Annotated in this window: 19 protein-coding genes and 1 pseudogene; 14 read left to right on the top strand and 6 right to left on the bottom strand. The window is 62.8% G+C overall.

Going from position 1 to position 18247, the window contains the following annotated elements:
* Positions 1-6: 6 nt before the first annotated feature.
* The gene (locus tag FPB55_RS18695; protein ID WP_178097488.1) at positions 7-399 is read left to right on the top strand and encodes a hypothetical protein; all 393 of its coding nucleotides are present in this window, start codon (positions 7-9) and stop codon (positions 397-399) included.
* 622 nt (positions 400-1021) lie between these two features.
* Here FPB55_RS18695 and FPB55_RS18690 read toward each other — a convergent pair.
* The 3 genes from FPB55_RS18690 to FPB55_RS18680 form a co-directional block, all read right to left on the bottom strand.
* Positions 1022-1561 carry a fimbrial protein gene (locus FPB55_RS18690; RefSeq protein ID WP_144189014.1) on the bottom strand — a complete coding sequence of 180 codons (540 nt, stop codon included), beginning with the start codon at positions 1559-1561 and terminating at the stop codon, positions 1022-1024.
* Between the two features lie 76 nt (positions 1562-1637).
* The gene (locus tag FPB55_RS18685; protein ID WP_009681876.1) at positions 1638-2363 is read right to left on the bottom strand and encodes a molecular chaperone; all 726 of its coding nucleotides are present in this window, start codon (positions 2361-2363) and stop codon (positions 1638-1640) included.
* Positions 2364-2428: 65 nt separating this feature from the next.
* Positions 2429-2974: a fimbrial protein gene (locus tag FPB55_RS18680; RefSeq protein WP_009681877.1), complete on the bottom strand. Its 546-nt coding sequence runs from the start codon at positions 2972-2974 to the stop codon at positions 2429-2431.
* Positions 2975-3241: 267 nt separating this feature from the next.
* On the opposite strand from FPB55_RS18680, the gene FPB55_RS18675 reads away from it, so the two are divergent.
* Both FPB55_RS18675 and FPB55_RS18670 read left to right on the top strand, forming a co-directional pair.
* Entirely contained in the window at positions 3242-4429 is a 1188-nt protein-coding gene (locus FPB55_RS18675; RefSeq protein ID WP_144189012.1) for a hypothetical protein, read from the top strand.
* A gap of 32 nt (positions 4430-4461) precedes the next feature.
* Positions 4462-4776, top strand: a complete 315-nt coding sequence (locus tag FPB55_RS18670; protein ID WP_144189010.1) for a hypothetical protein — start codon at positions 4462-4464, stop codon at positions 4774-4776.
* 12 nt (positions 4777-4788) lie between these two features.
* On the opposite strand, the gene FPB55_RS18665 is transcribed toward FPB55_RS18670, so the two are convergent.
* Together FPB55_RS18665 and FPB55_RS18660 are read right to left on the bottom strand one after the other, a co-directional pair.
* Entirely contained in the window at positions 4789-5199 is a 411-nt protein-coding gene (locus FPB55_RS18665; RefSeq protein WP_115294539.1) for a PA2817 family protein, read from the bottom strand.
* A gap of 78 nt (positions 5200-5277) precedes the next feature.
* Positions 5278-7725, bottom strand: a complete 2448-nt coding sequence (locus tag FPB55_RS18660; RefSeq protein WP_144189008.1) for an acyl-CoA dehydrogenase — start codon at positions 7723-7725, stop codon at positions 5278-5280.
* A 286-nt stretch (positions 7726-8011) separates the two neighbouring features.
* Between FPB55_RS18660 and FPB55_RS18650 the strand changes: the two genes are divergently transcribed.
* The 3 genes from FPB55_RS18650 (at position 8012) to FPB55_RS18640 (ending at position 10490) form a co-directional block, all read left to right on the top strand.
* Complete coding sequence (locus FPB55_RS18650; RefSeq protein ID WP_054913968.1) at positions 8012-8635, top strand: glutathione S-transferase; 624 nt, start codon at positions 8012-8014, stop codon at positions 8633-8635.
* 146 nt (positions 8636-8781) lie between these two features.
* Positions 8782-9714, top strand: a complete 933-nt coding sequence (locus FPB55_RS18645; RefSeq protein WP_144189004.1) for an ABC transporter ATP-binding protein — start codon at positions 8782-8784, stop codon at positions 9712-9714.
* Positions 9711-10490 (top strand): ABC transporter permease, encoded by a 780-nt coding sequence (locus FPB55_RS18640; RefSeq protein ID WP_009681883.1) that lies wholly within the window; start codon positions 9711-9713, stop codon positions 10488-10490. The genes FPB55_RS18645 and FPB55_RS18640 overlap by 4 nt, the downstream gene beginning before the upstream one ends.
* Positions 10491-10493: 3 nt before the next feature.
* Here the strand turns inward: FPB55_RS18640 and FPB55_RS18635 are convergent.
* Positions 10494-11006, bottom strand: a pseudogene (locus FPB55_RS18635) (DUF2062 domain-containing protein); the annotation flags it as partial.
* A gap of 142 nt (positions 11007-11148) precedes the next feature.
* Between FPB55_RS18635 and FPB55_RS18630 the strand changes: the two are divergent.
* From FPB55_RS18630 to murB, 8 genes are all read left to right on the top strand, one after another.
* Positions 11149-13362 (top strand): DNA internalization-related competence protein ComEC/Rec2, encoded by a 2214-nt coding sequence (locus FPB55_RS18630; protein WP_144189000.1) that lies wholly within the window; start codon positions 11149-11151, stop codon positions 13360-13362.
* Positions 13363-13591: 229 nt separating this feature from the next.
* A complete protein-coding gene (locus FPB55_RS18625) occupies positions 13592-14227 on the top strand; it encodes a MotA/TolQ/ExbB proton channel family protein (RefSeq protein ID WP_009685211.1) in 636 nt (211 codons plus the stop codon).
* On the top strand, positions 14224-14658 hold the full coding sequence (locus tag FPB55_RS18620) for a biopolymer transporter ExbD (protein WP_144188998.1): 435 nt from the start codon (positions 14224-14226) through the stop codon (positions 14656-14658). The genes FPB55_RS18625 and FPB55_RS18620 overlap by 4 nt, the downstream gene beginning before the upstream one ends.
* Positions 14658-15659 carry a tetraacyldisaccharide 4'-kinase gene (gene lpxK / locus FPB55_RS18615; RefSeq protein ID WP_144188996.1) on the top strand — a complete coding sequence of 334 codons (1002 nt, stop codon included), beginning with the start codon at positions 14658-14660 and terminating at the stop codon, positions 15657-15659. The genes FPB55_RS18620 and lpxK overlap by 1 nt, the downstream gene beginning before the upstream one ends.
* A 43-nt stretch (positions 15660-15702) precedes the next feature.
* The gene (locus tag FPB55_RS18610) at positions 15703-15888 is read left to right on the top strand and encodes a Trm112 family protein (RefSeq protein ID WP_003247142.1); all 186 of its coding nucleotides are present in this window, start codon (positions 15703-15705) and stop codon (positions 15886-15888) included.
* Complete coding sequence (gene kdsB, locus FPB55_RS18605) at positions 15885-16649, top strand: 3-deoxy-manno-octulosonate cytidylyltransferase (RefSeq protein WP_009685206.1); 765 nt, start codon at positions 15885-15887, stop codon at positions 16647-16649. The genes FPB55_RS18610 and kdsB overlap by 4 nt, the downstream gene beginning before the upstream one ends.
* Entirely contained in the window at positions 16649-17113 is a 465-nt protein-coding gene (locus FPB55_RS18600) for a low molecular weight protein-tyrosine-phosphatase (RefSeq protein ID WP_009685205.1), read from the top strand. The genes kdsB and FPB55_RS18600 overlap by 1 nt, the downstream gene beginning before the upstream one ends.
* Entirely contained in the window at positions 17110-18129 is a 1020-nt protein-coding gene (gene murB / locus FPB55_RS18595; protein ID WP_009685204.1) for a UDP-N-acetylmuramate dehydrogenase, read from the top strand. The genes FPB55_RS18600 and murB overlap by 4 nt, the downstream gene beginning before the upstream one ends.
* The last annotated feature ends 118 nt before the right edge of the window (positions 18130-18247 follow it).

Genomic DNA, 18247 nt, shown 5'->3' with positions numbered 1-18247 from the left:
TCGAGCTTGGCCCGGGTCGAGGAGTATGCCTGTGACGGATTGCTTTCCCACAGCCCGAAAGACCCGGCTGGTAAAACCATTCGTCAGCAGTACTTCAATTTTGATGCGCTCGACAATATCACCTGGGTACTGACTGATTTCGAAGAAGAGGACGGTAGTAAAGACTCAAATGAGGCCACGTACCTGTTTGAAAATGACGACCCTGCCCAGCTGACGGGTGTGACTAACACGCATGCAGACTATGCCGACTTCACCCTGGAATATGATGAGGACGGCAACATGAAGGTCGATGACAGGGGCAAGGTGTTGACATATGACGCCTTGGGGCGTCTGAGCAGCTACGATGGTGGCGGTTACAGCTACGACCCTCTGGACAGGCTGTCAGGCCAGGAGGCATGAAGCAGCTGCTGTGAAGATCGGGGTGTAAAGCTAATGTCGAGCACTCAAACGCTTGAGACCCCTTTGCAGCCGATCGCCGGCAAGCCGGGCTTCCACAGGAGCAGGGCAGACCTCAGTTTTGCCCGGCCCCTGTGGGAGATTCTATGGTTTCTGGCAAGGATAGCTGCAGCATCTTCAGCGCCTGTCAGCCCTGATGCGATCCCTGTGGGAGATTCTATGGTTCCTGGCAAGGGTAGCCGGAGCATCTTCAGCGCCTGTGAGATCGAGCGCCGCCCGCGCGGCGCAATCGCGAGCTGCGCTCGCTCCTACGTTTGTTTCGGGCCAGTAACGCCTGTGACAGGCGCGCGCGGCCGCCTTGTTTGTACGGCGCGATATTGAGGCATGCACCAAGGCGTTCGCGCGCGAATCGCACAGGAATAATTGGCCCGAAACAAACGTAGGAGCGAGCGCAGCTCGCGATTGCGCCGCGCGGGCGGCGCTCGCTCTAACAGGCGCTGCCATACCTTGTGGCAAACACCTGTCAGCCCTAAGGCGATCCCTGTGGGAGCTGGCTTGCCGGCGATGGGCTGCCACCAAGGCTTAGCTGACCGGCATCGGGCCGTGAGGCCCGATTTTTCAACCCTTACGGTATGGCCACCGCGAACTGCACATCACTGTTGGCGGAACCAGCGGTTACCTGTGTATCGATCGCTTTGTAAGCCGCAGAAAACAACATGTCAGTAGGTTTGCTGTCATGCAGGGGATATTGCTTGGAGGCGATTCCATTGTCTACCGGTGTACCCACATTGTCCTTGATGATCAAGGCCAACCCCGTGGCGCCACCTGGCTCCAGGGCGTACAACGTGCCGCTGGCGCCGGCGCCGCCGTAACTTCCGGTGAAGGTTACGCTGGCATTGGCACCGGGGAGCAGTATGCAGCCGCCTCCGGGGGTAAGGCGCAAACCGAAGGCGCGGTTTGCGGCCTCATCATCTGGCTGCTTGAACTGGGCAGTGGATACTTCGCCCATGTAGATCCTGCTGGCGGGCAGGCCGGTTGAAGGGTCGATGATTTCAACTGCACAGGTCCCGCTGTAGACCTGACCAAAGAAGTTGATTGAACCCGTGTTTGCAAGCGCTTGTTGGCTGGATATTGCCAGTCCAAAGGCTACGACTAAGGGCTTCATATAAGCTGTCCTGTTACAGGTAAGTCGGAATAGCAAACGAGCCCAAAGGGCTCGATTGGAGGTGACACAAGGGGGCTCAGGGCAGGCTCGACAGTGCTTTTTGCATCGGCGTGGTGGCGACCCCGTAGTCATTGATGGTGGTAAAGGTCAGTTGCAAGCCAGTGAGCGTTTTGATTTGGGTCAGGTCATAAACCTGCAGATCAAATGGCCGCGCCATGGCCATGGCCTGGATTGCCTCTGTTTTGCCTGCACTGCTGACTTCCAGGCGGCCGAATGTGTAATGGTAGGGCGTTGGGTTGTGTACCACGAGTTCGACACGCCCAGCGCGTTGGCGCACGGACCACTCCAGCTCACCGATGCGCTCTGCGGGCCGGTCTTTCAATTCCTTGGGGCGATAGAAAAGCTTCAGGCGCGTGCGCAGTGCAATATTGAGTACGTTGACATCCCCCGGCGTTGCTTCGGGGATCTCCTGAACATTGAGGTAGAACAGCGTTTCCCGATCCTTGGGCAACTTGTTGGGCAGGCGGCTGATCTGCACCATTTGCTCCTTGCCGGGGTCCAGGCGGAACAACCCGGGCGAAGTCGCCAGAGGGACGGCTGTATCGGTGTCGTCCTTCGCGGTGTTGACCCAGGTTTGCACCGCATAGGGGCGGGGGCTGGGGTTGGCGATCACTACAGAGGTGCTGCTGTTGTCGCTGTCGAACACGATTCGCGTGGTATTGACGGTTAGCGCTGCCTGAGCGGTCTGCATCATGCTCGCGAAGCAAATACCCAAGGCAAGGCGGCGCAGGTGAATCTTCATCTGGCGATACCTTTTGAATGGTATGAAGACACCTCAGGCGACGTCAGTTCGCCTGAGGTGCTTTCTCATGGGATGTCGACAAGAAATTGCACATCGGTATTGGCGGTGCCGGCGGTGACCCCGGTGCCAATGGACTTATAGGCCGCAGAGAAAATCATCGTGGTGGGGTTCGTGTCGTCCAATGGGTAATCCTTGGAAGGCGAGCCGTTGTTTATCGGTGTACCGGCGTTGTCCTTGATGATCAAGGCTAGGTCGGCTGCCCCGCCTGGCTCCAGTGCATACAGCGCACCACCAGTACCGGCACCGCCATAGGCGGCAGTGAAGGTCACCTGGGCACTGGTGCTAGGGGTTACGACGCAGCCATTACCTGGGGTGACGCGCATGCCGAAGGCCCGCGATGCAGCTTCATCGCCTATGGCTGCGAACTGCGAAACGCTGACGTTGCCCATGTTGATACGCGATAGCGGCAGGCCGGTCGACGGGTCGATGAGTTCGATCGGACAAGTACCGGCGTGCACCTGGCCGTAGAAATTGATCGAGCCGGTATTGGCGAATGCTGCATTGCTGGCAAGGCCAAGCAAGATGGCAAGCGGGATAAGCTTCTTCTTCATGTTGTACTCCACTGTGGACCCGTTGTAGGCAGGGCATTTCGGCCTCTGGATTTCTGCCGAACAACTTGACGGCAGGGGGAGAAGAGATTAGGTCGTTTGATAATGGTCGCATGTAGGAAAATACTGATTGGCGCCTGGTAAAAGCCTAATGCGTGATTCTGCTTCAAGATTGGGTCGCTTCTTACCGCACGACAACTGGTAAAAATGCCAGTTTTCAATGCTGCGTGATTATGGGCATATCAATGCTTTGTTGATGGGAGTGGGAACATGAGCACCCAGAAAGACAAAGATGGCAATAAGCTTGTGGCAAAAGCAGCCTCGGACCCATCGGCTGCCGCAGAGCCTGCGATATTGCTCCTCTATGCCCTTAACGATGAAACGCAGCTGAACGGTTTATGGGCAAAGCGCCATACACTCATTGGTCACGATGTGGACGGGGGTGAGTTGGTGGTTTCCGAGCGCGAGATGAACAGAACGACTTGGGAGCTGACCTTGGTGCATCTGGGTTACCCAAAGTTGCAGTTCGATACGTCAAGGCGAACATTGAAACTGGACAAGAACCTGCTGACCGACCTGCGGCTATCGTTGAATACACCTATTGGCATGAATGCGCGCCAGGCTGTGAGAATCGAGCAGTCGGACGGCAGCGCGGGCAAGGTACTTGAGGTGACCCTCGGTCTCAACAGCAGCCATATCGAATACCATAAATGGAAAGGCAGTGAGGCGGTGGTGCACTGGGAGCAACCTGCCACTTACGTGATAGCAAATGACCGATTGAGCGCCGACCGGTTCAAGCAGCACTTCGAGCCCTTGAAGCGCATGAAGATCGCGTCCTTGTCAAAGCCAGTTTCTGTTGCGCTTGACGACGTATGGGTTTATTTCGAATATGGCGAGTCACCAATGCGGATCAACGTCTTCAACGGGCCGGGTCAGGTAGCCGCCCGATCAGATCCGATTCTGGTGCCAGCATCCGAAGACGTCGCTATCGCCTTTGAGGTCGGGGCATTCCCAATCACCCTGACTCAGCTGCCGCCAGTGGACAAAGACTGGGTAGTTGGCCTGTTCGCGCCCAGCTGGTCAATGAAGTGGACCATGGGAGGGTACATACCGCCGGGAAATTTTTATTTTGGCGTATACGCTCTTTCTGGCTCTGAGACGGCGCAAACCAAAGTAACTACCCAGGCGCAGGCGCTGAAATGCTCTCCGCTGATTAGTCTTTGCGACTATGGAGGCGATCTGGAAGAGATCCAGCTGATGTCAGCGGGAGCGCAGCCAGTCTGGGGCGCGGAGGGCACGCTGCATGGCGAGTTGCTCCTGCAGAACGGCAAGCACTACTACAAACCGCCGCAATCACTGCCAGCGGCGGTGCGTTTCAATACGGGGGGAGACACATTCATACCTGCCGCCTGCCGCGCGTCCTGGTTACTCCGACCGAGACAGATATCATTAAAGTAACAGACACGTGGCAGGAGGCCTATGCTACGTTTGTGATTCGTTGGGTACATCCCACGCACTTTATCCGGGTTGCCCGGCACGCCCTGGGCCTTAAACTTTCACTGTTTTACTTAAACGGACGTCAAGAGGAAAAAGCGGTTGCGGACTCGCAGGTATCGTGGCGGGTTCTTGCGGGTAATGGCTCGGTTATTGCTGGCGTTTTCAGGCCAGATGTGAGCAACCCGAGCCCTTACTCTGTCGTCATGGGGGAGGACACCTTCGCTGTGGATGAATGGCGCTGGGGGCTGACGATCATTGCGATGCCGATGCTCGATATTGACACGCTGGTCGACTACTACTCGCGTTGAGCAATGGCCCGTTCAGTGGTGGGTCGATGGAGGCGTCTGGGCGAGCAACTGCTTTTCCTGGTGCCAGTCGAACGGCTCGTCGTTGCGCTCGGCTTCGTAGCGACGCTCCTCGAGTTGCTGGTACAGGTCCAACTCTTCGTCAGGCATGAAATGCAGGCAGTCACCACCGAAGAACCACAGCAAATCGCGGGGTACCAGATGAGCGATCTGTGGGTAGCGCTGGATCACCTGACAGGTCAGGTCCTGGCCCAGATACTGGCTTTGCAGTGGGTCCTGCGGCAGTAGGGTCAGGAGTTCGTCGAAGCGCTCCAGGAACAGGGCGTGGCTTTCCTCCGATACCTGCTCGGCGTCACCCAGGGCCACCAAGATGGTGCGCAGGTGGTTCAGCAGTTGCAGGTGGTATTGCAGGTGGGGGGTGGCCATGGGCATGGTCCTCGAGGTAGGTCAAACGGGCGCGGAGTATACGCCGGTAGGGAGGGGGCCGCAAAACGGCCCCTGGTTTCAGCGTACCTTGCCGTGCTCGGGCAGCAACTGCGCTTTGTCGAACGCGTCCACATCAATCACGGTTCTGCGGGCTTTTTCAGCCTCATGCAGCTGTAGGCCTTCACCTGGCTGAAGCGCACCGGCCTGTACCGCTGCATCAATTGCCGATTGCCCAGGGGTCGGCTGTACCTTGCCACCCTTGATCGCCTGATGCAGCGCCTTGTGCAAGGGTGCAGCTTCCTCCAGCAACTCGCAGGCCCGTTGCAGCGCCGCCACTGGATCTCCATCGGTTTTGGGCCTGAAGCAACCGGAAAGCAGCTCTTCCAGCGCCGGGTCACCTTTGCTACGCCCAATCAGCGCTGCCACTTCGGCGTCCAGTTCATCGCTGGGCCCGGTGTGACGACGGCCAAAGGGGAACACAAGCACGCGCAGGGCGCAGCCAATGAAGCGGTTGGGGAAATTGTCCAGCAGCCGATCCAGGGCTGTTTCCGCCTGGCCCAGGCTTTCTTCCATGGCCCAGCGCAGCAGCGGCTGCATGTGCTTGGGTGAGCCGAGGTCGTGATAGCGCTTGAGCGCGGCGCTGGCCAAGTACAGGTAGCTCAGGACGTCGCCCAGCCGCGCGCTCAGGCGTTCGCGACGTTTGAGCGCGCCGCCCAGTAGCATCATCGACAGGTCGGCCAGCAGAGCAAAGGCTGATGCCTGGCGGTTGAGGGCGCGGAAGTAGCCTTGGCTCAAGGCATCACCGGGCACATTCTCCAATCGACCCAGCCCAAGGTTGAATACGAGTGTGCTTGCCGCGTTGCCGGCAGCGAACATGATGTGCTTCATCAGCAGGTCGTCGAATTCCTTCAGGGCCTGGTCGCGGTCTTCACGGCTTGCCAGGGCCATCTCCTTGAGCACGAACGGGTGACAGCGGATGGCGCCCTGGCCGAAGATCATCAGGTTGCGCGAGAGGATATTGGCGCCTTCGACCGTGATGAAGATCGGCGCCCCTTGCCAGTTGCGGCCCAGGTAGTTGTTCGGCCCCATGATGATGGCCTTGCCGCCGTGCACGTCCATGGCATGCTGGATGCATTCACGGCCGCGCTCGGTGAGGTGGTACTTGAGAATCGCCGACAGCACCGAGGGCTTCTCGCCCAGGTCCACGGCCTTGGCGGTGAGCAGGCGGGCGCTGTCCATCAGCCAGGCATTGCCGCCGATGCGCGCCAGGGATTCCTGGATGCCTTCGAATGCCGCCAGCGGCACGTTGAACTGTTCGCGGATATTGGCGTACTGGCCGGTGACCAGGCTGGTGTACTTGGCGGCCCCCGTGCCGACGGCGGGCAGGGAAATGGAGCGGCCCACCGACAGGCAGTTCATCAGCATCATCCAGCCTTTGCCAAGCATGTCCTGGCCACCGATCAGGAAGCTTAGCGGCACGAACACGTCCTTGCCGCTATTGGGGCCGTTCATGAAGGCAGCGCCCAGCGGCAGGTGGCGCTTGCCGATTTCGACGCCGGGGGTGTCGGTAGGGATCAGGGCCAGGCTGATGCCCAGTGCTTCCTGCTCGCCCAGCAAATGGTCCGGGTCGTAGGCCTTGAAGGCCAGGCCCAGCAGGGTCGCCACCGGGCCGAGGGTGATATAGCGCTTTTCCCAGTTCAGGCGCAGGCCGAGGACTTCTTCGCCTTGCCATTGGCCTTTGCAGATGACACCAGTGTCGGGCATGGCGCCAGCGTCGGAGCCGGCCAATGGGCCGGTCAGGGCGAAGCAGGGGATTTCCTCGCCACGGGCCAGGCGCGGCAGGTAGTGGTTGCGTTGTTCATCGGTGCCGTAGTGCAGCAGCAATTCGGCCGGCCCCAGGGAATTGGGTACCATCACCGTCGAGGCCAGGTCGCCGCTGCGGGTGGCCAGTTTCATCGCTACCTGGGAGTGGGCGTAGGCGGAGAAGCCTTTGCCGCCGTATTCCTTGGGGATGATCAGGGCAAAGAAGCCGTTTTCCTTGATGTGTGCCCAGGCTTCAGGTGGCAGGTCCAGGTCCTGGCCGATCTGCCAGTCGCTGACCATGGCGCACAGCGCTTCTGTCGGGCCATCGATGAAGGCCTGTTCTTCCTCGGTCAGCTTCGGTGCCGGGTAGGCGAGCAGGGTGCGCCAGTCGGGGCGGCCGCTGAACAGTTCGCCGTCCCACCAGACGGTGCCTGCGTCGATCGCCTCGCGCTCGGTCTGCGACATGGGCGGCAGGGTGCGCTGGAACCAGTTGAACACCCGGCCGGTGAACACCTTGCGGCGCCAGTCGGGCAGCGCCACCACGGCCACCTTGAACGCCAGCACGATCCAGATCAGCGCCAGCAGCCAGCCGGGGGCGCTGCTGAAAATGCTCATCAGCAGGACATAGGCCGCCACGCTGCCGAGAATCTGCAGGGGCGCCAGGCGCCGGTGCGTGAGGTATGCCGCGCCGATCACCAGCACTACCAACCATAACAGCCACATAATCGGTCCTCCTTGGAACCAGGGGAGCTTGAACCGTCCCAGACAGCTTAGACGTAACGCCGTGAACGGCAGGGGTCAGAACAGTGACAGGGTGTGGCGGTGGGAGTTTCAGGATATTTTCAGCCTGTGCCGGCCTCTTCGCGGGCACGCCCGCTCCCACAGGGATATCACAGGGTTCGAGACGGGTGAGACACCTGTGGGAGCGGGCGCGCCCGCGAAGAGGCCAGTACAGGCGACAAAACTCTGGAGTAGACTGTCCAACCTCCGCATTCATAAGGACGTTGCCATGCTGAAGATCTGGGGCCGCAAGAATTCGAGCAATGTGCGCAAGGCGCTGTGGATTGCCCACGAACTGGGCCTGGACTTCGAGTCCATCGACGCCGGCGGCGCTTTCGGCGTGGTCAACGAGCCGCACTACCGCGCGCGCAATCCCAATGGCCTGGTGCCCCTGCTGGAGGACGGCGACCTGGTCCTGTGGGAATCCAACGCCATCGTCCGCTACCTGTGCGCCGAGTACGGCGCCGAGCAAGGCTGGTACCTGGAAGACCCGCGCCAGCGCGCCCTGGCCGACAAGTGGATGGACTGGACCACCTCAGCCTTGGCAACCCCCTTCCGCCCACTGTTCTGGGGCCTGCTGCGTACCCCGGAAGACCAGCGCGACTGGGTGGCGATCAACGCTGCGCACAAGCGCTGTGCCGAGCTGCTGGCGATGGCCGATGCTGCCCTGGCCCAGCAGCCGTATCTTTCCGGTGACCAGATCGGCATGGGCGACATCCCACTGGGGTGCTTCGCCTACGCCTGGTTCGAGCTGCCCATCGAGCGCCCGGCCATGCAGCATCTGGAAGCCTGGTACGCACGCCTCAAGGCACGCCCGGCCTACCAGGCTGCGGTGATGACGGCGCTGACCTGAATCGAACACCACGGCTGTTTCGATAGTCACTATCAATACACATGACTGTACTTGTGCGGCCAGGCCTTGCACCATTGGCCGCACTCACTGCGCCAGTGACGTTATCTGGCGTGTCCTGCACCTTATTCTTCGGTAAGTGACCCGCTATGAGTTCTGCCCTGTCCATCCGACAGCTCACCAAAACCTACGGCAACGGCTTCCAGGCCCTCAAGGGCATCGACCTGGACGTTGCCGAAGGTGATTTCTTCGCCTTGCTCGGCCCCAACGGCGCCGGCAAGTCCACCACCATCGGCATCCTGTCCACGCTGGTGAACAAGACCAGCGGCACGGTCAACGTGTTCGGCCATGACCTGGACCGCGAGCCCGCCGCGCTCAAGCGCTGCCTGGGCGTGGTGCCGCAGGAATTCAACTTCAACCAGTTCGAGAAAACCTTCGATATCGTGGTGACCCAGGCCGGCTACTACGGTATCCCGCCCAAACTGGCCAAGGAGCGCGCCGAGCAATATCTGACCCAGCTGGGCCTGTGGGACAAGCGCGACGTGCAGTCGCGTTCGTTGTCTGGTGGCATGAAGCGCCGCCTGATGATTGCCCGCGCGCTGATTCACGAGCCGCGCCTGCTGATCCTGGACGAACCTACCGCCGGGGTGGACATCGAGCTGCGCCGGTCGATGTGGAGCTTTCTCACCGAGCTGAACCAGAAGGGCATCACCATCATCCTCACCACCCATTACCTGGAAGAGGCTGAGCAGCTGTGCCGTAACATCGGCATCATCGACCACGGCACCATCGTCGAGAACACCAGCATGCGCCAGTTGCTGGGCAAGCTGCATGTCGAAACCTTCGTCCTCGACCTCAAGCAGGACCTGGCCACGGCGCCGGTGTTGCAAGGCTACCCTTGCCGGCTGCTGACCCCGCACACGCTGGAAGTGCAGGTGGACAAGGACATCGGCATTACCGCGCTGTTCGGCCAGCTGGCCCTGCAGAGCATCGAAGTGCAAAGCCTGCGCAACAAGACCAACCGACTCGAGGAGCTGTTCGTGTCCCTGGTGGAAAAAAACCTGTCGAAGGTGGCCGTATGAGTGTGGAACTGCGTACCAACTGGGTCGCCCTGAACACCATCGTCTACCGTGAAGTGCGGCGTTTTCTGCGCATCTGGCCGCAGACCCTGCTGCCGCCCGCGATCACCATGGTCCTGTACTTCGTGATTTTCGGTAACCTGATCGGCCGGCAGATCGGTGACATGGGTGGTTTCACCTACATGCAGTACATCGTGCCCGGGCTGATCATGATGTCGGTGATCACCAACTCTTATGGCAACGTGGTGTCGAGCTTCTTCGGCAGCAAGTTCCAGCGCTCGATCGAAGAACTGATGGTGTCGCCGGTATCGCCGCACATCATTCTCGTCGGCTATGTGCTGGGCGGCGTGTTGCGTGGCCTGGCGGTGGGGGTGATCGTGACCATCCTGTCGATGTTCTTCACCGACCTGCAGGTGCACCACCTGGGCGTGACCGTGGCCGTGGTGCTGCTGACCGCGACCATCTTCTCGCTGCTGGGCTTCGTCAACGCGGTGTTCGCGCGCAACTTCGATGACATTTCGATCATCCCGACCTTCGTGCTGACGCCACTGACTTACCTGGGTGGGGTGTTCTATTCGATCAACCTGCTGCCGCCATTCTGGCAGACCGTGTCGCTGGCCAACCCGGTGCTGCACATGGTCAACTCGTTCCGCTACGGCATCCTAGGGGTGTCGGATATCAGCATTGGTACGGCCATCACCTTCATGCTGGTGGCCACCGCGGTGCTCTACCTGCTGTGTGTGCGCCTGCTGGTCAGCGGCCGCGGCATGCGCGCCTGAGGCCTTGCACCGGCATTGGCGCCGCCGCCACTGCCGGCCCACCCACCAGCGCCAGTACAGCATGGTGCCGAAGTAGCCAAGGATGCCCAGCACCACGCCGCACACCACCGAGCCGAGCAGGAAGGGTTGCCACAGCGTCGACAGCTGGTCGGTGATCCACTCGAAGGTCAGTTCGTCAGGCAATGTGCGCGGTGGTACCTGCATCAGCCAGGCGCCGGTCATATAGGTGACGAAGAACACCGGCGGCATGGTCAGTGGGTTGGTCAACCACACCAGGCTGACCGCGATCGGCAGGTTGCCGCGTACCGGAATGGCCAGCGCGGCGGCCAGCAGCATCTGCGCCGGCATCGGAATCAGCGCCGCGAACAGGCCAACGCCCATGGCCCGCGCCACCGAATGGCGGTTCAGGTGCCAGAGGTTCGGGTCGTGCAGCAACTTGCCGAAAAAGCGTAAGGACTTGTGTTCCCGAATACTGGTCGGGTCCGGCATGTAGCGTTTGAAAAGTCGGCGCGGCATGTAGGCTCCCGGAGCGTTGACCCGGGCAGTATGCCCTTAATCCCGCTCAGCCTCGTTCAGAGTTTGTGACAATTGTTGAGCAAGCCGTGCCGGCAATTGGGCTATGCCTCAGAAGGTGATTTGGCTTCTGGAGCTCTACCTCATGCGCACAGGGATGTTGGCGCTTGCGCTCGGGCTGCTGTGCCTGGGCTTTCTTCCTGCATTGCCACCGGACGGGTGGTTGTGGGTGCTGGCGGCTTGCGCTGGCGTCTGCCTGTTCAGCCGCGGGTGGCCATTGGGCTGTTTTCTGTTGGGGCTGTGCTGGGCCAGCTGGTCTGCCCAGCAGGCCCTGGATGACCGGCTGGCGGCCGCTTTGGATGGCCGCACCTTGTGGCTGGAGGGGCGGGTGGTCGGCTTGCCGGCGCGGACTGCGCACGGTGTGCGTTTCGAGCTGGAGGCCGCCCGTTCGCGCCGTGCCGAATTGCCACAACGCCTGCAAGTCAGCTGGTTCGACGGGCCGCCGGTACGGGCCGGCGAGCAGTGGCGGCTGGCGGTGACCTTGCAGCGCCCGGCCGGGTTGTTGAACCCGCATGGGCCGGACCGTGAAGCGCAGTTGCTGGCCCGGCGGGTCGGCGCTACCGGTACGGTGAAGGCGGGGCAGCTGCTGGCGCCGGCCAGCTATGGTTGGCGGGATTCGCTGCGCCAGCGCTTGCTGGCGGTCGATGCCAACGGCCGGCAGGCCGCGCTGGTGGCCCTGGTGCTCGGCGACGGGGCCGGCCTGGCGCGGGAAGATTGGCAGACGTTGCAGGCCACCGGCACGGTGCACTTGTTGGTCATTTCCGGCCAGCACATTGGCCTGGTTGCCGGTTTGCTCTACGGCCTGGTCGCCGGGTTGGCCCGCTGGGGGCTGTGGCCCGCACGGCTGCCGTGGCTGCCCTCGGCGTGCGCGCTGGCCATGGGTGCGGCACTGGCCTACGGCTGGCTGGCCGGCGCGGGGGTGCCGGTGCAGCGTGCCTGCCTGATGCTGGCCGTGGTGTTGCTCTGGCGGCTGCGTTTTCGGCACCTGGGGGCGTTCCTGCCACTGTTGCTGGCGCTGGTGGCCGTGTTGCTGGTCGAGCCGCTGGCGGTGCTGCTTCCGGGCTTCTGGCTGTCGTTCGGCGCCGTGGCCACGCTGGTGTTTTGCTTCAGTGCCCGCCTGGGGGCATGGCGGCCATGGCAGGCCTGGACGCGGGCGCAGTGGGTGATTGCCATCGGTTTGTTGCCGGTGCTGCTGGCCGTGGGCTTGCCGGTGAGCCTGAGTGCGCCGCTGGCCAACCTGGTGGCGGTGCCATGGGTGAGCCTGGCGGTACTGCCGTTGGCCTTGCTGGGCACCTTGCTGTTGCCGTTGGGTGAGGCTGGGGAGGCCTTGTTGTGGCTGGCAGGTGGCTTGCTGGACGTGCTGTTTCGGGTGTTGGCGCTGGTTGCGCAGCAACGCCCGGCATGGGTGCCGCCAGCCCTGCCGCTATGGGCCTGGCTGCTGGTCTGCCTGGGGGCTTTGCTGGTGCTGCTGCCCCGTGGTGTGCCGCTGCGAGGGTTGGGCGGGGTGATGCTGTTGGCCCTCTGGGTGCCGCGCGAGCCGGTGCCTTTCGGGCAGGTGGAGGTCTGGCAACTGGACGTCGGCCAAGGCTTGGCGGTGCTGTTGCGCACCCGGCATCACAATCTGCTGTATGACGCCGGGCCGGCGAGGGGCGACTACGACTTGGGGGAGCGGGTGGTGTTGCCGACCTTGCGCAAGTTGGGGGTGAGTCACCTGGACGTGATGCTGATCAGCCATGCCCACGCCGATCATGCCGGCGGTGCTGGGGCGATACAGCGGGGTTTGCCGGTCGAGCGGGTTATCGGTGGGGAAGCGCTGGATGATGTTCAGTTGCAACCCTGTGCCAGTGGCGAGCAATGGGAATGGGATGGTGTGCGCTTCTCGCTGTGGCGCTGGGCGCAAGGGCGCAGCAGTAATGACCGCTCCTGTGTGTTGCTGGTCGAGGCGCAGGGCGAGCGGTTGTTGCTGGCCGGCGACATGGAGGCAGGGGCGGAGCGTGCCTGGCTGGCGGCAACCGACGCGCCACGCATCGACTGGCTGCAGTCGCCGCACCATGGCAGCCGCAGTTCTTCCAGCGAGGGGTTCATGCGTGCCACGGCGCCGCGTGGGGTGCTGATATCGCGGGGGCGCAATAATAGCTTTGGGCACCCGCATGCGCAGGTGGTGGAGCGGTACCGGCGGCATGGGGTGGTGGTGCATGACACGGCGGTGCAGGGGGCTTTGCGGTTGGTGCTGGGCGGGTGGGGGGAGGTTGAGGGTATGCGGGGGCAGCGGCGGTTCTGGCGGGCTCGGGGGGAGTGAGGGGAGGGGCTTGCAGGTGCTTGCCACAAGATCTTCAGCGCGTGTGAGATCGAGCACCGAAGCGTTCGCCTCGACACATTCAGCGCTCGATCTCACAGGCGCTGGAAAACCCAAGGCATGCCCCTGTCAGCCCTGATACCCATCCAAGGCATGCTCCCTGACCTCCGGCAGATGAGCCTCCGCCGTGCCTATGGTAGAGTGGCGGCCTTTATCCGAAGGGGCGTTTACTGTGTGGGAATTGGTCAAGTCCGGTGGTTGGATGATGCTGCCGATCATTCTGAGCTCCATCGCTGCCATGGCTATCGTCATCGAGCGCCTGTGGACCCTGCGCGCCAGCCGCGTCACCCCGCCACACTTGCTCGGCCAGGTCTGGATATGGATCAAGGACAAGCAACTCACCAGTGACAAGCTCAAGGCGCTGCGCGCCGATTCGCCACTGGGTGAGATCCTCGCCGCGGGCCTGGCCAATTCGCGCCATGGCCGCGAAATCATGAAAGAGTGCATCGAAGAGGCAGCTTCGCGCGTCATTCACGAGCTGGAGCGCTACATCAGCACCCTCGGCACCATCGCCGCCATGGCCCCGCTGCTGGGCCTGCTGGGCACCGTGCTGGGCATGATCGACATCTTCAGTGCCTTCATGGGCACGCAGATGACCGCCAACGCCGCGGTACTGGCCGGTGGTATTTCCAAGGCCCTGGTCACCACGGCGGCGGGCCTGATGGTCGGTATTCCGGCGGTGTTCTTCCACCGTTTCCTGCTGCGCCGCATCGATGAACTGGTGGTGGGCATGGAGCAGGAGGCGATCAAGCTGGTGGAAGTGCTGCAGGGCGACCGCGAAGTGGAAGTGGCCGGAGGCAAGGCGTGAAGTTCCGGCGCAATCGCCAGCGGGAGAACGTCGACATCAACCTGGCGTCGCTGATCGACGTGGTATTCGTGCTGCTGCTGTTCTTCGTGGTCACCACCACCTTCACCCGTGAAACGCAGCTGCGGGTCGAGCTGCCGGAGGCCGCCAGTGCCGAGCAGGCGCCGGCCGACCAGGGCAAGCTGGTGGAAATCACCATCAGCGCCGAAGGCGTGTACTCGGTTAACAACCACCTGCTGCCCAAGAGCGACCTGGCCACCCTGAGCGAGGCCATCAAGCGTGAGTCGGGTGGTGACAACAAGCTGCCGCTGGCCATCAGTGCCGATGGCAAGACCCCGCACCAGGCTGTGGTCACTGCGATGGATGCTGCCGGCAAGCTCGGCTTCAGCCAATTGCGCATGACCACCGTCGAGGCGGCCCAGGGCACGCCCTGATGGCTATCGCCGACCGCCTGCTCGCCGCCTGGTACGCCGGGCACCCGGCGCTGGCGCTACTGCGCCCGCTGGAGGTGTTGTACCGCCGCGTGGTCACGCGCAAGCGCGCGCGCTTTCTAAAGGGTGAAAGTGCCAGCTACCGCGCACCGGTGCCGGTCATCGTGGTGGGCAATATCACCGTGGGTGGCACCGGCAAGACACCGATGATTCTCTGGCTGATCGAGCATTGCCGCCAGCAGGGGCTGAACGTCGGCGTGGTCAGCCGTGGCTATGGCGCCAAACCGCCGCAGTTGCCGTGGCGGGTGCTGGCCGACCAGTCGGCCGAACAGGCCGGGGACGAACCGCTGCTGATCGTGCAGCGCAGTGGGGTACCGCTGATGATCGACCCAGATCGCGCCAGGGCCGTGCAGGCCCTGCTGGCCAGTGAACCGTTGGACCTGATCCTGTGTGATGACGGCATGCAGCACTACCGCCTGGCACGTGACCTGGAGCTGGTCCTGATCGATGCCGCGCGTGGCCTGGGCAACGGCCGCTGCCTGCCGGCCGGCCCGCTGCGCGAGCCTGCCGAACGCCTGCAGGGCGCCGACGCGGTGCTGTTCAATGGTGCCGACGAAGACCGTGCCGGTGGCTTTGGCCTGCGCCTGCAGCCATCCGCACTGGTCAACCTGCGCAGCGGCGAGCGCCGCGCACTCGACCATTTTCCCGCCGGCCAGCGCCTGCACGCGGTGGCCGGTATCGGCAACCCGCAACGTTTCTTCAATACCCTGCTGGGGCTAAACTGGCAGCCGCTGCCGCACCCTTTTGCCGACCATGCACACTTCAGCGCCCGGAGCCTGGCCTTCAGCCCACCGCTACCGCTGGTCATGACCGAGAAAGACGCCGTGAAATGCCGCGCCTTCGCCGCCGACGACTGGTGGTACCTGGCTGTCGAAGCACAGCCCACGCCGGCATTCAGCGCCTGGTTCGACAGCCAGCTGCAGCGTTTGCTGCACAAGCCCTGAGCCCGTTTTCATTTCTGGCCATCTGGCCTAAAGGAAGCCTTCAATGGACACCAAACTGCTCGATATCCTCGCCTGCCCGATCACCAAGGGCCCGCTCAAGCTCAGCGCCGACAAGACCGAGCTGATCAGCAAGGGTGCCGGCCTGGCCTACCCGATTCGCGACGGTATCCCGGTCATGCTGGAGAGCGAGGCACGTACCCTGACCGACGACGAGCGCCTGGACAAATGAGCCTTGACTACACCGTGGTGATTCCTGCCCGCCTGCGTTCCACGCGCTTGCCAGGCAAGCCGCTGCTGGCCATCGCCGGCAAGCCGATGGTGCAACATGTATGGGAGCAGGCGCGCAAGAGCGCGGCCAGCCGCGTGGTCATTGCTACCGACGATGCCAGCATCTTCGAAGCTTGCCAGGCATTTGGCGCCGAAGTGCTGATGACCCGTGTCGACCATGAGTCGGGTACCGACCGCCTGGCTGAAGTGGCGACCCAACTGGGCCTGGCGGCCGATGCCATCGTGGTCAACGTGCAGGGTGACGAGCCGCTGATCCCGCCGGTGATCATCGACCAGGTAGCTGCCAACCTGGCTGCCCACCCGCAAGCGGCCATCGCCACCCTGGCCGAGCAGATCCATGAGCCGGAAACCGTGTTCAACCCCAATGCGGTGAAGGTGGTCAGCGACAAGCACGGCCTTGCCCTGAGCTTCAGCCGGGCGCCGCTGCCGTGGGCGCGTGACACCTTCGCCAAAGGCCAGGACCAGTTGCCAGCCGGCGTGCCTTACCGCCGCCATATCGGCATGTACGCCTACCGCGTGGGCTTCCTCCACGACTTCGTCAGCTGGGGCCCCTGCTGGCTGGAGCAGACCGAAGCCCTGGAGCAGTTGCGTGCCCTGTGGCACGGTGTGCGCATCCACGTCGAGGACGCGATCGAGGCGCCTGCCGTGGGTGTAGACACCCCAGAAGACCTGGAGCGCGTACGGCGCTTGCTGGAGGCCTGATGCGCGTACTGTTCGTGTGCCTGGGCAACATTTGCCGCTCGCCCACTGCCGAAGGCGTGCTGCGCCACCAGCTACAGGCTGCCGGGCTCGCCGACCGCGTGCAGGTGGCCTCCGCGGGTACGGGCGACTGGCACGTTGGCAAACCACCCGACAGCCGCACCTGCAAGGCGGCGCTGGCGCGTGGCTATGACTTGTCCAGGCAACGCGCGCAGCAGGTCAAGCAGCGGCACTTCGCCGAATACGATCTGGTGCTGGCCATGGACGAGAGCAACCTTCGCGACCTGCGTGCCCTGCGCCCGCCAACGGCGACGGGCGAGCTTGACCTGTTCCTGCGCCGCTATGGTGCGGCATTGGATGAAGTGCCTGACCCGTACTACGGCGGCGCCGATGGCTTTGAGCAGGTACTCGACCTGATCGAATCGGCCTGCCAGGCGCTGGTGCTGGAAATCAAGGGGCGGTTATGACCGGGCAATGGCAGGAGCAGGTATCGCTCAAGCCTTACAACACCTTCGGCATCGACGTGAAGGCGCGTTATTTCAGCCAGGCCCGCAATGACCTGCATGTGCGCCAGGCGCTGAGCCAGGCTCAGCGCCTGGCGTTGCCAGTGCTGGTGATCGGGGGCGGCAGCAACTTGCTGCTGACGCGCGATATCGATGCGCTGGTCTTGCACATGGCCAGCCAGGGCCGCCGGGTGCTCAGTGATGACGGCGAGCATGTGGTGGTCGAAGCCGAGGCCGGCGAGCCCTGGCACCCGTTCGTGCAGTGGACCCTGGCGCAGGGTTTTTGCGGCTTGGAGAACCTCAGCCTGATCCCTGGCACCGTGGGCGCTGCACCCATGCAGAACGTGGGTGCCTACGGGGTGGAGATCAAGGACGTGTTCGTCGGCCTTACGGCCCTGGACCGCGAGACGGGCGAGCTGCGCGACTTCGCGCTGGCGGACTGTGCCTTCGGTTACCGCGACAGCGTATTCAAGCGTAACCCAGGCCGGTGGTTGATCCTGCGGGTGCGGTTTGCCTTGAGCCGTACCCTGCACGCGCACCTGGACTACGGCCCGGTCCGCCAGCGCCTGGCAGAGCAGGGCGTGACCGAACCGACGGCGCAGGCGATCAGCGATGCGATCTGCAGCATTCGCCGCGAAAAGCTGCCAGACCCGGCCGAGCTGGGTAATGCCGGAAGCTTCTTCAAGAACCCGGTAGTTTCGGCCGAATGCGTGGCGCGCATCCGTGCGCAGTACCCCGGCGTGGTCGCCTATCCGCAGGCTGACGGTCAGGTAAAGCTGGCCGCAGGCTGGTTGATCGAGCAGGCAGGCTGGAAGGGCTATCGCGAGGGTGATGCCGGGGTGCATCGCTTGCAGTCGCTGGTGCTGGTCAACTATGGCCAGGCGAGCGGGGCGCAGATGCATGCGCTGGCGCGACGGATCCAGGCCGATATCCTCGAACGGTTCGGGGTTGAGCTGGAGATGGAGCCTAACCTGTACTGAATTAGAGGTCGGTGCAGAACCTGTAGGAGCGGCCTTGTGTCGCGATGGGGCGCGTAGCGGCCCCAGATTTCAGCGTCAATGCAAATATTCCTGGGGCCGCTTTGCGCCCCATCGCGAC

Origin of the sequence: Pseudomonas sp. BJP69 (genome assembly GCF_007633355.1) — a bacterium.
Lineage (GTDB): Bacteria > Pseudomonadota > Gammaproteobacteria > Pseudomonadales > Pseudomonadaceae > Aquipseudomonas > Aquipseudomonas juntendi.
This window is presented reverse-complemented; position numbering and strand designations above follow the sequence as displayed.